Here is a 14,144-nt window from a genome sequence, read left to right as displayed (position 1 = left end):
ATGCTCAAGCTTGACCGTTTAACGATCCAATATGGCGCGCTCACCGTTGCTAGGGATATTGATGCCCAGTTTGAAGCGGGCAATATTTATACCATTTTGGGAGCCAATGGGGCAGGTAAGTCCAGTTTACTCAAGGCGATTTTTGGTGAGCTTACATTCTCTGGCACGATTGACTATCAAGGGAGAGTGCAGACCAAATCCCAGCTCAACGCGTGGCGCAAATCTATCGCATATATGCCGCAAGACAGTCACACTGACGCCGAGCTGACGACTCTCGAAGTGGTCATACTTGGACGAATGGATGCCTTGAGTCGTCATATCAGCGATGAGTTGTTACGAGAAGCAGTCGAGTTATTGGCGGAGTTGAATATTTCCCATTTGGCGCATCGCTCAATCCGCTCATTGAGCGGCGGACAGCGACAGCTGGCGATGTTTGCACAAGCGTTACTTCGCCGTCCCAAGATTTTACTGCTGGATGAACCCGTCTCAGCACTAGACATGGCACATCAAATTAACTTATTGGACAAAGTTAGGCATTACACGCAACAACACCAATTGATTTGTATTATGGTATTGCATGATTTGAGCCTAGCCGCTCAATTTTCGGATGAAGTCATATTATTGTCTGATGGTGATATTCAAGCCCAAGGTATGCCTAAAGCTGTGTTACGATCCGAGATTTTACGCAAAGTGTATCACGTGGATATTGAGATTTTGACGAGTCATCAAGGCTCACCAGTGATTCATCCGTATCGTAAGCGGCAAGCTAGCGTTTAGCTACTTTTCGCTCAGGCACACTGCTGACGATGCCTGCCAAAATGACTGCCGTAATCCCTAAAATCTCTAGCCAGCCAATGCGTTCGCCTGCAAAAATGACCCCATAAATCGCAGAAAACACGACCGTTAAATACGACAATGCCGCGACCGTGAATTTTTTTCCGACATGATAGGCATGAGTCATCGCCAGCTGCGCAAGCAACCCTGTCACACCAATGCCAATGATATAAGGTAAACTCTCGCTTGTTAGATGACTCCAACCAAACCAAGTTGCCGCTATGCCTGAGACAATGGTCGCCACTGCCGAAAAGTAAAACACAATTCGCCACGCAGGTTCTCCCATCAAGGATAGTTCTCGCACTTGCAGTAACGCAAAAGCCGTAAAAATACCGCCACTCAAGGTAATTAAAGTCTCTAATAATCTATCTGAGGCGAAGGCAGGTTTTAGCATCAGACAGATACCCGCCAACCCCATCAGCAGAGCGATCCACGTTTTGAGTGATGGCTTGTCTTTTAGCCAAAAAATGGATAGCAAGGCAATAAAAACGACAGAGGTATAGTTCAGCGTCACAGATGTTGCTAGAGGCAAATGACCCAAGCCATAGAATGCCAATAACAATGCCATTGTGCCCGCCATACTACGCTGCATATGACCCCAAAAAAATGGCGTCTTAAGGGTTTTTTTTCGCGCGAGGGTCGTGCCAAAAATGACCAGAGCAGGCAATAATGACCGCCAAAAGGCCAACTCATATTCATTCATGTGCAAGTGAGTAGACGCATTTTTGACCAAAATGCTCATCATGGCAAACAAGAATGCCGCAATAATCATCCAAGCTGAACCCAAAGGGAATTTTTTTATCATAGGGAGTATTAAGAAAAAAAAGGCAATTGTAACACTGCACGTGGCCTGGTTTTTGCCTAATTTAGAAAGTGAATGATTGTGGTAGTTGGTACGGTTTGGTTATTAAAAGGCGCGCACAGATAGGTCGATTGCGGTAAAATAATGACCCATTAATATAATTCATGTTATCTAGTAATCAAGGCAGTTTATGAGTATTCACGGTATTTTAGGAGAACAAACCACCAATTATCCCACGCAGTACAGTCCAGAGACACTCTATCCCATCGCGCGTGAGATGGGACGCAATGCCATTGATTGGCATACTGACAAGTTAACGGTCGGCGTCGATTGGTGGCAAGCTTTTGAGATGTCTTGGCTCAATACGCAAGGGGTCTCGCAGGTTGCTATCGCGCGTTTTAGTATTCCTGCCAGCTCACCATATATCGTAGAGTCAAAGTCGCTTAAACTGTATTTGAACAGTATCAATTTTACCGAATTTGCTAGCTGGCAAGAGGTAGAGACGCTGATTGCTAAAGACTTATCAGCCTGTGTACAAGCTGATGTGACGGTTGAATTGTTTGGCTTAGAAGAGGACTTATCAAGCTTATTGATTGCCAAGCCTGAGGGTATATGCATTGATGATGCCTTGTCAGATACCACAGAAAAAGTGACACTATGCGAGCATCCAGATGCGTCATTGTTGCAGGATCAAACACGGGCAGATGATAGTCAGTTAGAAAGAGATGAGTCTCAGCCTTATACTTTTTATTCAAACCTACTGCGTAGTAATTGTCCGGTGACCAATCAGCCAGACTGGGGTACGCTAGCTGTTTCGATAACGACTGATAAGCCTTTCAGTAACGCAAATATGCTGCGCTATATATTGAGCTTCCGCCAGCACAATGGCTTTCATGAGCAATGCGTCGAGCAGATATTTGCTGATTTGAGCAAATACTATGAGCCAAGTGAGCTAATGGTACGTGCTTGGTACACACGCCGAGGCGGTATTGATATCAATCCGTGCCGTGTTAGCGATGCCAGTTTGTTACCGAAACCGAGTCGCCTTATTCGTCAGTAGGTAAATAGAGATTTTATAATCTCGCTGGTGTATCTTATAATCAATAGACTTTATCTATATAAGATCAGGATGCAGACATGAAGCTGATGACTAATGCTTTAATGGTGGCGGGGTCAGCCGCTTTGCTTCTTTCTACCGCAATATCAGCACAAGCAGCATTTGTAGAAAACGAATACATTTGTGAAGATATATATATGGAAAAGGCCTATGATTGCGCTAACAATGCCATTATAGTTGAGAAAAATCGCCTTAATAAAATCTATAATCGCGCTTATCGTCGTTTGAATAAAGTGGAGCGGCAGCAGTTGGATACAGAACAACTCGCATGGTTAAAAAAGCGCGATGATAAGTGCCACTTTGAACATGATGGCCCAATGAATAATACTATAGTGTATGCTCAGATTGGGGCGAATGTTTGTACCGCCACTGAGACTCAGAAGCGTAGTAAAGCAATTGCCAAAAGATACAACATTCAATAGACTGTTCTCGCCAATAAAAAAGCGCCTACCTCATTCGATGAGATAGGCGCTTTTTTTTGTTAAAGGCTTTAGCAATAGAATTATTTACCGTTTACCTTTGCCAACACTTCTTCACGGCTGAGCATTTGCTTTTCTGTCTCGCGACGGTTGACATATTCGTACTTATCTTCTGCAAGGTTGCGATCAGAGACAACGATGCGATGTGGAATACCGATAAGTTCTAGATCTGCAAACTTAACGCCTGGACGCTCATTACGGTCATCAAGTAGCACATTGACACCCTGAGCTTTTAACTCTTCATAAAGTGCCGTTGCCGTTTGCATGACATTTTCCTCTTTTGACTTCATCGGGATGATAGCCACTTCAAAAGGCGCGATAGAGTCATTAACGGTTGGTGTGGTTGGCCACATGATGCCGTTTTCGTCGTTGTTCTGCTCGATAGCAGCGGCGATGATACGACTGACACCGATGCCATAACAACCCATCATAAGGGTCACAGGCTTACCATCTTCACCTGACACCGTACAGTTCAGTGCTTGTGAGTATTTATCACCCAATTGGAAGATATGACCCACTTCGATACCGCGTTTGATTCTTAGGCTACCTTTTCCATCAGGAGAAGGATCACCTTCTTGAACATTGCGGACATCGACAATGCGAGTAATATTGGCATCGCGTTCCCAGTTTAGACCAAGGGTGTGCTTATTCACTTCATTGGCACCAGCCACAAAGTCTGACAAAGCTGCAGCCGAGCGATCAACGAATACGGGCATATCTAAGTCAACACCGATATATCCTTTGTGCAGACCAGCAACCTTCAATTCTTCATCAGACGCCAAAGTCAGTGGCACGTTGGCCTCTTCGATTTTTTCCGCTTTGATGGTATTGAGCTGATGATCACCACGTAAGACGATCGCAATCAGTTGTGGCTCGTTGTCTTCTGTATGACCGTGTACGATCAAAGTTTTGACTGTTTGCTCTAGAGGAATGTCTAAATGCTCAGCGACCATCTTACAGGTGGGCATGTTCTCTGTTAAGACATCTTCACGTGCTCGGCTAGGCGCTTGACGCTCAGCAGTGCTTACTGATTCAGCCAGCTCAACATTGGCTGCGTAGTCAGAAGCGTCTGAGAAAGCGATATCATCTTCACCGCTATCAGCCAATACGTGGAACTCATGAGAAGCAAAACCACCGATGGAACCGGTGTCTGCTTGTACGGCACGGAAATCTAAACCCAGACGTGTAAAGATGCGTGTGTAAGCTTCATACATGTCGTGATAGGTTTGCGCCAATGACGCTTGGTCAACGTGGAATGAATAGGCGTCTTTCATCGTGAATTCACGAGCGCGCATCACGCCAAACCGTGGACGAATCTCGTCACGGAACTTACCTTGGATCTGGAAGAAACTGATTGGCAGTTGTTTATAGCTGCGCAGCTCGCCTTGAGCAAGATTGGTGATGACTTCTTCATGAGTAGGACCCAGTACAAAGTCACGATCATGGCGATCTTTGAAGCGTAATAGCTCAGGACCATAATCATCGAAGCGCCCTGTCGTCTGCCAAAGCTCTGCAGGCTGAGTCATCGGCATGAGCACTTCTTGCGCACCCACGTTTTGCATCTCTTCACGAACAATACGTTCAACTTTTTGTAAGACGCGCAGCCCCATGGGCAGCCAAATATATAACCCAGAAGCAATCTTACGAATAAGACCGGCACGTACCATCAATTGGCTTGAGGCGATATCGGCATCACTTGGGGTTTCTTTTAGTGTGGCAAATAAAAATTGACTGGCTTTCATAAATAAAGCGTAACCTTATCAACGATAAAAATAAGAAATAAGAGGATGTTGAGCGTATGGCTAACTGTTTCGTTGCCGCCGCAAGCTTACCGTCATCACTTAGTAATAATCTGGGATGTGTCTTAGCGACTAAAATGCTTGTAAGAAAAGCATATGAACAAAACCGCTCTAATGAAAGAGTGGCGAACTCTGATTGATGTATCAATATACTGAGCAGCTATAGAAACCATTTGTAGGGCAAAACCTGTTAAATAAATCTATACCGACATTTTATCAACGCAATCTGACTATGTTAGGTAAAGTTGGTCTAAGACGCAATGACTTTTTATTTTTTCAAAGCGAACGTGGCTCAAAGACGCTAATAAAGCGCCTATAACTCGATTTTTATCAGCTCTAAACCTATTTATCGCGTATTCTAAGGAGGTGCTTAATAAGTAATTATGTAAAGCATTTGTACCTGTTACTTGAAGTTATTGCTCAAACATAGCATTTATTGCTTAGATTGTTACTTATCACGATGTGATAGAAATAAACGCCACATTCTAAGGTAGCTTATATGAACAAGTCTGATAATCGCTCTTCTATCAATCACAATGCCCCTAATTCTTCAGCAAAAAAACCAATCGCTCCAATGTCATGGATAGTATTGCTGGTTGGTTTGGCCGCGATCGTGTTTGCGATTTATAGTGTTCAGAATATAACAAAAGAAGAACCCATAGAAACCATCACTCGTGAGGGCGTGGTCACCCAGATTCAGCAGCTCAATCGCTTACAAACGGTCGCGTTCAGTGTAGATACCGTCATCACCAGTAAGCGCCCAGGAAGTTGGATGAAGCTGTGGCAAGATGAGCAAAAAGGGCTGTTTATCGCGCGTGGTCGAGTACAAGCAGGGATCGATTTGAGCGCATTGACGCCTGAGATGGTTCAGGTAGTGCAGCCTGAGCCTTCTAGTGCTGACCAGAACGCACAAACGGACAGTGCGACAAGCGCAGCTTCTTTGATGCCAACAATCAATATCACGTTGCCACCATCAGAGATATTTGCGGTTTATTTGGATGACATCGAGATTTATGATTGGCAAACGGGTGCGTTTGGCATGATGCAAGTCGATCCAAAAATCTTAGCCCAAGCACAGAGCATGGCCAAAGAAGAAGTTTTGGAGCGTGCGTGCCGCGGTGATGTGATGAATATGGCACTAAAAAATGCGCAGACACAGTTGCAGCAACTGTTTGCTATGACAGGCGCAGTCGTGACTGTCACGACTCAAGGTGCAGGGGCGTGCCAATTGCCAGTAGCCTCGTCAGCAAACGGTTAAACCACTTACTGACATGACTAAAGGTCTGTTTAAACGACGTTATTATTTTTTAAACTCAGCAATGGCAAGCTCGCGGGCTTTTTTGTGTTCAACCATCGGTAGAGGATAATCAAGGCTGGCAAATTTACCCCCTTTACTGAGTGCCTTGCGGAGTTTTTCTTCTGAATGCAGGGTGCTATTAGGAATATCTTTGAGTTCAGGTAGCCAAGTCTTAATGAATGTTCCATCAGGATCATGAGTCTTGCCTTGGCTAAATGGGTTCATGATACGGAAGTAGGGCGCAGAATCCGTGCCAGTCGAAGCGCTCCATTGCCAGCCACCATTGTTGGAAGCAAAGTCACCATCTATAAGTTGCTGCATAAAGTAGCGCTCGCCCCATCGCCAATCAATCAATAAGTCTTTGGTCAAGAACATAGCCGTCACCATTCGCAAGCGATTGTGCATAAAGCCAGTGGTATTGAGACTTTTCATGGCAGCATCGACCAAGGGCACGCCAGTTTTACCTGTACACCATGCCTTAAAATCATCATCACCGTAAGACCAGTCTATACGTTTATCCATGTCATCTTTATAAGCGTGATGGCGTATGAGCTCTGGCTTATCGACCAATACATGACGATAAAAATCACGCCATGCCAATTCACTTATCCAGCGATTGATGTCTTCATTATCGCCATCATTTCCGTGCAATTTTTCTTGCGCTTTATGAGCTTGTAGATAACACAGTCGTGGACTAATAGTACCAATCGTGAGGTAAGCAGATAGCTGACTAGTGGCATTCAAGCTAGGTACATCTCGTCCCACGTCGTAATCATTGATGTCCTCAGCAATGAAACGCTCTAGCTGCTGGCAGGCTGCTTTTTCACCCGCAGGATAAGCGTCGCGAGCGTGTTTAAGCTGCTCCTCGCTATCTATGTGCTGTAGTGCTTCTGCGTCTTGCAAGGTCTTTTGATAATCCTCGACGGTGTTTTTGCAAAGACTCTCTATCTCTTTCATAGTGTTTACACTGGTTTTTGATAGTTGCAAATCAATATCATGATTGTCTTTGATAGCTGGTGCGTCATGTAACTGTATTTCGCCCACATCCAAGGTATGACGCCATTTTTTATAGAATGGCGTAAATATTTGATACATGGTGTCATCGTTAGTGGTGATGCTTTGCGGTGGCAATATACATTGGTCGTGCCAACGAATAAACTCGATATCATCTTTTGCCAGCTGTATGGTTAGTTGCTCATCACGGTCAATCTCATTGCCTTCGTATTCATGATTTGCCATGATGCAACTGATATGATTTTTTTGACAAAAGGTCGTCAAAGTATCGATACAGTCAGCAAAGCTTGGAGCAGAATGGACGATAAGGGTGATATTCAGTTGATCTTGTAGCGTTTTTGCCAGTATCGGCAAGGTGCAGGCAATATGATCGACTTGTACAAGCGACATATCGTGTGCTTGCCACTGCTTGGGTGTCAAAAAAAACACGGCACTGACTTGAGCGTTGTCTGTGGCTGCTTTTTCACACAGTGCTGTCAAAGCCGTATTGTCATGGAGCCTTAGGTCACGACGGAACCACATCAAGTAATGAGGCGAGGTTGCATTCGTGTTTTTATCATTATTATGGGTCTTGCTTGCCGCTTTTGATGCTGTCTTAGACATTCAAATAACCTTATGTCAATCATAAACAAAATTAGGAATAAAAGTATGCTAGGATAAGTTTTTGGATGCAATTGATTTGCCATTTGGTTAACAAATCATCATCATACTTAATCTGGCGCGTTAACGAGTCGTATTGGTCGTGAGCCAATTGTAAAGCAGTATTCTGAGAGTTCTATTTAAGGTCATATCATGCACGTTAAGTTTTGCGGTTTTACCCAGCTTAGTGATGTTCAGACTGCGGCACAATTGGGTGCTGATGCAGTCGGTTTGGTGTTTTATCCGCCAAGCCCGCGTGCTGTGACGCTTGTGCAAGCAAAAATACTCAGTGCTTCTGTGCCAGCCTTTATGAGCGTCGTCGCATTGGTGGTCAATATGCCTCAGGATGAGCTGATTAAATTAGCAAACACCGTACCTTTTGACATCATTCAATTTCACGGTGACGAAACCCCTGAAGAGTGCCAGCAGCTGGCAAGCAGTATCAATAAGCGCTGGATCAAAGCGCTGCGTATCAATGCTGAGCAGCATACGCCCGATAGCGTTCGCGCCCAGATTGACAAATTTGCAGCAGCAGGTGCCAGTAGTATCTTATTGGATGCTTATCACCCCGCTGCTTATGGAGGTACAGGCCAGCGCTTTGACTGGAATCTCATTCCGAAAGACAGCTCGCTGCCAATTATCTTGGCGGGTGGACTAGATGCCAAAAATGTCGCTGCGACGTTAGATTTGCCTATTTATGCGGTCGATGTCAGCGGCGGTATTGAGCAGGATAAAGGCAAAAAAGACCCTGCCAAAATGCGTGCCTTTATGAAAGCGGTCAAGCGTGACCGATGGCAAAACGCGACGCTTAGCGAACCTTCGAACCTGAGTAGTTAGTTCTGCATTATTCAAGCATCTACTACTCAACGCATTTTCTAATATTTATACTAAAAAATACCACTTATTACAGTAGGAATTATCATGAGTCATGTCGCTAATAAAGAGTTATCTACCACTGCAACGGCCATTAACACCTTTACCAATCCTGAAAACGTGCCCGATTTTAACCAGTATCCCGATGCACGCGGACATTTTGGTGTACACGGTGGTCGCTTTGTCTCTGAAACCTTGATGGCTGCCCTAGAAGAGCTAGAGACGCTTTATACCAAAGTCAAAGCAGATCCAGCATTCTGGGAAGAGTATCACAATGATTTGGTGAATTACGTCGGTCGTCCAACACCGCTTTATCACGCAAAGCGTTTGAGTGATGAGATTGGCGGTGCGCAAATTTATTTCAAACGTGAAGATTTGAACCATACTGGCGCGCACAAAGTGAACAACACCATCGGACAAGCATTGCTTGCCAAGATGTGTGGCAAAAAACGTATCATCGCTGAGACAGGGGCAGGGCAACATGGCGTAGCAACAGCCACGATTGCGGCACGCCTAGGACTAGAGTGTATCGTCTACATGGGTGCTGACGATGTCGAGCGTCAAAAGATGAACGTCTATCGTATGCGCTTGCTTGGTGCGACCGTCGTGCCAGTCACGTCAGGTTCTCGTACGCTCAAAGATGCCATGAACGAAGCCATGCGTGATTGGGTCACCAATGTCGATAGTACCTATTATATTATTGGTACGGTGGCAGGTCCGCATCCTTATCCGTTGCTAGTGCGTGATTTCCAAGCGATTATTGGTAAAGAAGCGCGTATTCAGCATTTAGAAAAAACAGGCAAACTACCTGATGCACTAGTTGCGTGTGTCGGTGGTGGTTCGAACGCTATTGGTTTGTTCTTTGATTTCTTAAACGATCCTGAAGTCAAAATGTATGGCGTTGAGGCGACAGGCGACGGTATCGATTCAGGTCGCCATTCTGCGCCACTAGCAGCTGGTCGTATCGGTGTGCTACATGGTAACCGTACGTATCTTATGGCAGATGATGATGGTCAAATTCAAGAAACGCACTCTATCTCAGCAGGTCTTGATTACCCAGGCGTGGGTCCTGAACACAGCTTCCTAAAAGACATGAACCGTGTTGAGTATGTTGGTTGTACTGACAAAGAATCTTTAGAAGGCTTTCATGAGTCCACGCGTAAAGAAGGTATTATCCCTGCACTTGAGTCTGCCCATGCGGTCGCTTATGCCCTGAAGCTTGCGAAAACCATGACGCCTGACCAGACCATTATCGTCAACATGTCAGGTCGCGGTGACAAAGACTTGCACTCAGTGATGAAAGCGGAAGGGATTGAGTTGTAATAGCCATTGTTTTGACAGGCTACGCCACTATCATTCATAAGAAAAATTGCTTAGCGCCCTTTATTGTTTGATAAAGGGCCAGCTGAGCCACCGTATACAAATTAAGAGAATTTTATGACTCGAATCGAAAGCACTTTTGACACTTTAAAATCACAAAATAAAAAAGCCCTCATTCCTTATGTGATGGCGGGCGATCCCAATCCTACCGTCACTGTAGACTTGCTGCATGACTTGGTGAAGCATGGCGCAGATATGATTGAGCTTGGCTTACCGTTTTCTGACCCAATGGCAGATGGTCCCGTGGTTGCATTGGCAGGCGAGCGTGCGCTAGCAGCCGGTACGAGTACGCGTGATGCCCTAAAAATGGTCGCGGAGTTCCGTCAGAAAGACACTCAGACTCCAATTATCTTGATGGGTTATCTCAATCCTGTGGAGATCATCGGTTACGATAATTTTGTCGCGCTATGTGAGCAGTCAGGCGTCGATGGTATTTTGATGGTAGATTTGCCGCCCGCAGAGGCAGGCAGCTTTACCCAGCATTTAACTGAGCATGCGATGAATGAGATTTTCTTACTGTCGCCCACCACTTTACCTGAACGCCGTGAGCAAGTACTGACCCATTGCGGCGGCTATATCTATTATGTTTCCTTAAAAGGCGTAACTGGCTCAGCTACGCTAAATACAGACGATGTTGCCACCCAAGTTCAAGCAATCAAAGCAGAGACAGATTTGCCAGTATGTGTCGGTTTTGGTATTCGTGATGCCGCGTCAGCCAAAGCGATCGGTGCTCATGCAGATGGCGTCATCGTCGGAAGTGCCTTGGTACAGAATTTTGCTGATATAGATGGTAATGATGCAACGGCTGTCGCCAATGCCCAGCAAAAAATCATGACCAAAATGGATGAGCTACGCGCTGCTCTTGATAGCTTGAGCGCTTAGTGAAGCCTAAGCAAATAGAGAAGATGCAAAGATAAGATACAATTATTCAAGTGAAACAGCAGCAGTTATTATTACTACTAAAATACTGAATATTGATGCCATATGAATGTGAGCATTAAAAATTTTAAAGATAAAAATAATTGCGCTGAGCCATGATTACAGTCTTTGTAAGAATGTTTATACAGACAGTAAGAAATGACTTTGCTAAACTTAGTTTACGTGTGTAAACTAACCTCACATATGAATTGTTACAGTTGCATATAAGTGTGCTTGATAACTGCTCATGTTATGACTATGTGCAACTCTTAAATCTACTCTTAGGGACAAGTAAATGAGCCAACTTGTCGATAAGCCTTTGATAATGGCGAATAATATGACTGATACGATAACGAAACCCAATGCTAGTAACGATAGTGCGCCAAGCCTTGAGCCAAAAGGCAATACGGCTGGGCAATCATGGTTTAATCGCGAGATACCAGGGATTAAGCAACAACTGACGGCACCATTGACCGCAGTTGAGACCGAGCCATCAACAGAGTGCAGTAGCTGCCACTCAATGATTACCAATACAGCGCTGATTTTTAACTGTTATGTGTGCCCGCATTGCGATCATCATTTACCGATGAGCGCTCGTGAGCGTCTGAACTGGTTACTGGATCAAGTTAATGGTGAGCTTGGGCAAGAGTTTACTGCCAAAGATCCACTCAGCTTTGTGGATAGCAAGCCCTATCCTGCGCGTATGAGTGAGGCACAGGAAAAAACAGGTGAAAGTGAAGCGCTGATTGTGATGCATGGTAAATTGCGCAATCTTGATGTCGTTACTTGTGCCTTTGATTTTCGTTTTATGGGTGGTTCGATGGGGTCAGTGGTTGGTGACCGTTTTGTTCAAGCAGCCGAAAAAGCGCTTGAAGATAAAGTACCTTTGATCTGCTTTGCGGCGTCTGGCGGCGCTCGTATGCAGGAAGGCCTGTTGTCTTTAATGCAAATGGCACGAACGGCTGCCGCCATTGAACGTCTCAGAATCGCTGGCATTCCTTATATTGTGGTATTGACCAACCCTGTTTATGGTGGGGTGACGGCTTCTTTAGCTATGCTGGGTGATATTCACTTGGCAGAGCCAAAAGCCATGATTGGTTTTGCTGGTAAGCGCGTGATTGAGCAAACCGTACGTGAGACATTAGAAGAGCCATTCCAACGCGCAGAGTTCTTGTTAGAACATGGTGTGGTCGATGAAGTGGTACATCGTCATCAACTGATTGATACGATTTATCGTTTGCTCGCGAAGTTATGTCATGTACCCAATCTCAATGCTCAGTAAGTAAATGAGCGCATGGCGATATGCATAACGATTGAGCGTTGTGCTACTATCTGCCAGATATATAGAACTCACGAATAGCATTTATCGTCATATTACGGTAAATGCTATTTTTTGTTTTTACCAAGCCAGTTATACTATTTTTTCTTTTTTTAGTAATTATCAAAATTCTTTATATAGGTTTTGTCCATGTCTGATTCTTTAGTTTCTTCGACGCACAATCTCAACGACCAATCTAGCCTAACAGAATGGTTGGACTATATGCAGCAGATACATGTCTCTGCAATAGACATGGGTTTGTCACGAGTATTGCCAGTCGCTGAGTTGCTTGGTGTCGTACAATCCGCTAAAGATGATGCCTATGTGTTCACGGTGGCAGGTACCAATGGTAAAGGCTCAACCACGGCTGTTATCGCACAAGTTTGCCAAGCTGCAGGGTACAAAACGGCATTGTATCAGTCACCGCATCTGAGCGTGTTTAATGAGCGCGTGCGCATCAATGGCGAGATGGTCAGTGATCAGACATTGATTGATGCCTTTAACAAAGTAGAAGCCGCACGATTAGCGTGTGATTTGACCTTGTCGTTTTTTGAGATGACGACGCTGGCAGCATTATTGATATTCGCTGAAGCAGATTGTGATGTTTGGGTGTTGGAAGTGGGGCTGGGCGGACGTTTAGACGTGGTCAACATTATTGATCCTGACATGGCGGTGATTACCAATATCGGTATCGATCATGTCGATTGGTTGGGTGACAATATCGAAGATATCGGCGCAGAAAAAGCAGGTATTCTACGTAAAGATATTGCTTTAATTTATGGCAGTGACCAGATGCCTGCTAGCGTGCAGCAAGCCATTGATAAGCATGAGGCCACTTGTTATCAAGTTGGTCAAGATTTTAGTTATCGCGAACTTGACTCAAAAACATGGCAGTACAGTAATGCAGCTATTACGATGCAGCTACCTCGACCAGCATTGTCATTGATGAACACCGCCAATGCTTTGTCAGCGGTATTGGCAAGTCCCTTAAATGTCGATATGGCTGCGCTTGAGCAAGCGTTGCAAACGGTTAAACTGGCAGGTCGCTTCGATTATCGTGAGGTCAAAGCGCGTCATTGGTTGTTTGATGTGGCCCATAATGAGCATGGCGTTACGTTTTTATTAAAACAGCTATTACCACTTTGGCAGCAGCATCTGGCGCAGCAAAAGGTAGATAGTCAAACCCATTACACACCCGCAACGATTAAAATCCTGTTTTCAATGTTAGGGGATAAAGACATCGACAAGGTTGTACAGTGCCTGACCGAATCTGGTTTGCCAATCAGTGATTGGTTTATTGCCGAAATCGATTATCCACGTGCGGCCAGTACCGAGCAGTTACGAGGGATTTTGGCCAGTTATGTCGATGGCGCTCAAATACATGAATTCAATCGGTTATCAGCAGCAACTGATGCGGTGATGGATGCCAGCCAACCACAAGATCTGATTGTCGTATGCGGCTCTTTTCATACCATTGGAGAGGCATTGTCTGCGCTTAAAATTTCATAATCTTGGTTAAAATATCCGTTAATTAATGTTAATCTTAGTATCAGCAAGATTGCAGACAGCACGAAAAATATGCTTTATAATCAAAGAGGTTTAAAAGACTGGTATGACAAGGTCTACAGAAATCTTGAGAACGGATGAATAGAATTGAGGGCAAGCACTACGAAC

General features: G+C 44.7%; 12 protein-coding genes. 9 read left to right on the top strand and 3 right to left on the bottom strand.

Going from position 1 to position 14,144, the window contains the following annotated elements:
- Positions 1-777 carry an ABC transporter ATP-binding protein gene (locus CIK80_RS04585; RefSeq protein WP_095569012.1) on the top strand — a complete coding sequence of 259 codons (777 nt, stop codon included), beginning with the start codon at positions 1-3 and terminating at the stop codon, positions 775-777.
- Here the strand turns inward: CIK80_RS04585 and CIK80_RS04580 are convergent.
- Positions 767-1,639, bottom strand: coding sequence for a DMT family transporter (locus CIK80_RS04580; protein ID WP_095569011.1), 873 nt, complete (start codon positions 1,637-1,639; stop codon positions 767-769). The genes CIK80_RS04585 and CIK80_RS04580 overlap by 11 nt on opposite strands.
- 187 nt (positions 1,640-1,826) lie before the next feature.
- Here CIK80_RS04580 and queF point away from each other — a divergent pair, with 187 nt between their 5' ends.
- The gene (queF, locus tag CIK80_RS04575) at positions 1,827-2,696 is read left to right on the top strand and encodes an NADPH-dependent 7-cyano-7-deazaguanine reductase QueF (RefSeq protein WP_095569010.1); all 870 of its coding nucleotides are present in this window, start codon (positions 1,827-1,829) and stop codon (positions 2,694-2,696) included.
- A gap of 77 nt (positions 2,697-2,773) precedes the next feature.
- Positions 2,774-3,175: a lysozyme inhibitor LprI family protein gene (locus tag CIK80_RS04570; protein ID WP_095569009.1), complete on the top strand. Its 402-nt coding sequence runs from the start codon at positions 2,774-2,776 to the stop codon at positions 3,173-3,175.
- Between the two features lie 80 nt (positions 3,176-3,255).
- Here the strand turns inward: CIK80_RS04570 and CIK80_RS04565 are convergent, their stop codons facing one another.
- Complete coding sequence (locus tag CIK80_RS04565) at positions 3,256-4,974, bottom strand: proline--tRNA ligase (RefSeq protein ID WP_095569008.1); 1,719 nt, start codon at positions 4,972-4,974, stop codon at positions 3,256-3,258.
- Positions 4,975-5,530: 556 nt separating this feature from the next.
- Between CIK80_RS04565 and CIK80_RS04560 the strand changes: the two genes are divergently transcribed.
- Positions 5,531-6,289 carry a DUF4230 domain-containing protein gene (locus CIK80_RS04560; protein WP_095569007.1) on the top strand — a complete coding sequence of 253 codons (759 nt, stop codon included), beginning with the start codon at positions 5,531-5,533 and terminating at the stop codon, positions 6,287-6,289.
- Positions 6,290-6,331: 42 nt separating this feature from the next.
- On the opposite strand, the gene CIK80_RS04555 is transcribed toward CIK80_RS04560, so the two are convergent.
- On the bottom strand, positions 6,332-7,945 hold the full coding sequence (locus tag CIK80_RS04555; protein ID WP_095569006.1) for an FAD-binding domain-containing protein: 1,614 nt from the start codon (positions 7,943-7,945) through the stop codon (positions 6,332-6,334).
- A 189-nt stretch (positions 7,946-8,134) separates the two neighbouring features.
- On the opposite strand from CIK80_RS04555, the gene CIK80_RS04550 reads away from it, so the two are divergent.
- The 5 genes from CIK80_RS04550 (at position 8,135) to folC (ending at position 13,979) form a co-directional block, all read left to right on the top strand.
- Positions 8,135-8,818 (top strand): phosphoribosylanthranilate isomerase, encoded by a 684-nt coding sequence (locus CIK80_RS04550; protein ID WP_179288322.1) that lies wholly within the window; start codon positions 8,135-8,137, stop codon positions 8,816-8,818.
- A 156-nt stretch (positions 8,819-8,974) separates the two neighbouring features.
- On the top strand, positions 8,975-10,177 hold the full coding sequence (trpB, locus tag CIK80_RS04545; RefSeq protein ID WP_257011710.1) for a tryptophan synthase subunit beta: 1,203 nt from the start codon (positions 8,975-8,977) through the stop codon (positions 10,175-10,177).
- Positions 10,178-10,291: 114 nt separating this feature from the next.
- Positions 10,292-11,116 (top strand): tryptophan synthase subunit alpha, encoded by an 825-nt coding sequence (trpA, locus tag CIK80_RS04540; RefSeq protein WP_095569004.1) that lies wholly within the window; start codon positions 10,292-10,294, stop codon positions 11,114-11,116.
- 361 nt (positions 11,117-11,477) lie between these two features.
- The gene (accD, locus tag CIK80_RS04535; RefSeq protein WP_179288349.1) at positions 11,478-12,434 is read left to right on the top strand and encodes an acetyl-CoA carboxylase, carboxyltransferase subunit beta; all 957 of its coding nucleotides are present in this window, start codon (positions 11,478-11,480) and stop codon (positions 12,432-12,434) included.
- Between the two features lie 186 nt (positions 12,435-12,620).
- On the top strand, positions 12,621-13,979 hold the full coding sequence (gene folC, locus CIK80_RS04530) for a bifunctional tetrahydrofolate synthase/dihydrofolate synthase (protein ID WP_095569003.1): 1,359 nt from the start codon (positions 12,621-12,623) through the stop codon (positions 13,977-13,979).
- Positions 13,980-14,144: the final 165 nt, after the last annotated feature.

This window comes from Psychrobacter sp. JB193, from assembly GCF_002285555.1.
GTDB lineage: Bacteria > Pseudomonadota > Gammaproteobacteria > Pseudomonadales > Moraxellaceae > Psychrobacter > Psychrobacter alimentarius.
This window is presented reverse-complemented; position numbering and strand designations above follow the sequence as displayed.

Excerpts from the sequence above, each read along its gene's own strand:
- CIK80_RS04580 (WP_095569011.1), bottom strand. The coding sequence starts at position 1,639 with ATGATAAAAAAATTCCCTTTGGGTTCAGCTTGGATGATTATTGCGGCA.
- CIK80_RS04555 (WP_095569006.1), bottom strand. The coding sequence starts at position 7,945 with ATGTCTAAGACAGCATCAAAAGCGGCAAGCAAGACCCATAATAATGAT.
- CIK80_RS04570 (WP_095569009.1), top strand. The coding sequence starts at position 2,774 with ATGAAGCTGATGACTAATGCTTTAATGGTGGCGGGGTCAGCCGCTTTG.
- CIK80_RS04560 (WP_095569007.1), top strand. The coding sequence starts at position 5,531 with ATGAACAAGTCTGATAATCGCTCTTCTATCAATCACAATGCCCCTAAT.
- CIK80_RS04550 (WP_179288322.1), top strand. The coding sequence starts at position 8,135 with ATGCACGTTAAGTTTTGCGGTTTTACCCAGCTTAGTGATGTTCAGACT.
- CIK80_RS04585 (WP_095569012.1), top strand. The coding sequence starts at position 1 with ATGCTCAAGCTTGACCGTTTAACGATCCAATATGGCGCGCTCACCGTT.
- accD (WP_179288349.1), top strand. The coding sequence starts at position 11,478 with ATGGCGAATAATATGACTGATACGATAACGAAACCCAATGCTAGTAAC.
- CIK80_RS04565 (WP_095569008.1), bottom strand. The coding sequence starts at position 4,974 with ATGAAAGCCAGTCAATTTTTATTTGCCACACTAAAAGAAACCCCAAGT.
- queF (WP_095569010.1), top strand. The coding sequence starts at position 1,827 with ATGAGTATTCACGGTATTTTAGGAGAACAAACCACCAATTATCCCACG.
- trpA (WP_095569004.1), top strand. The coding sequence starts at position 10,292 with ATGACTCGAATCGAAAGCACTTTTGACACTTTAAAATCACAAAATAAA.
- folC (WP_095569003.1), top strand. The coding sequence starts at position 12,621 with ATGTCTGATTCTTTAGTTTCTTCGACGCACAATCTCAACGACCAATCT.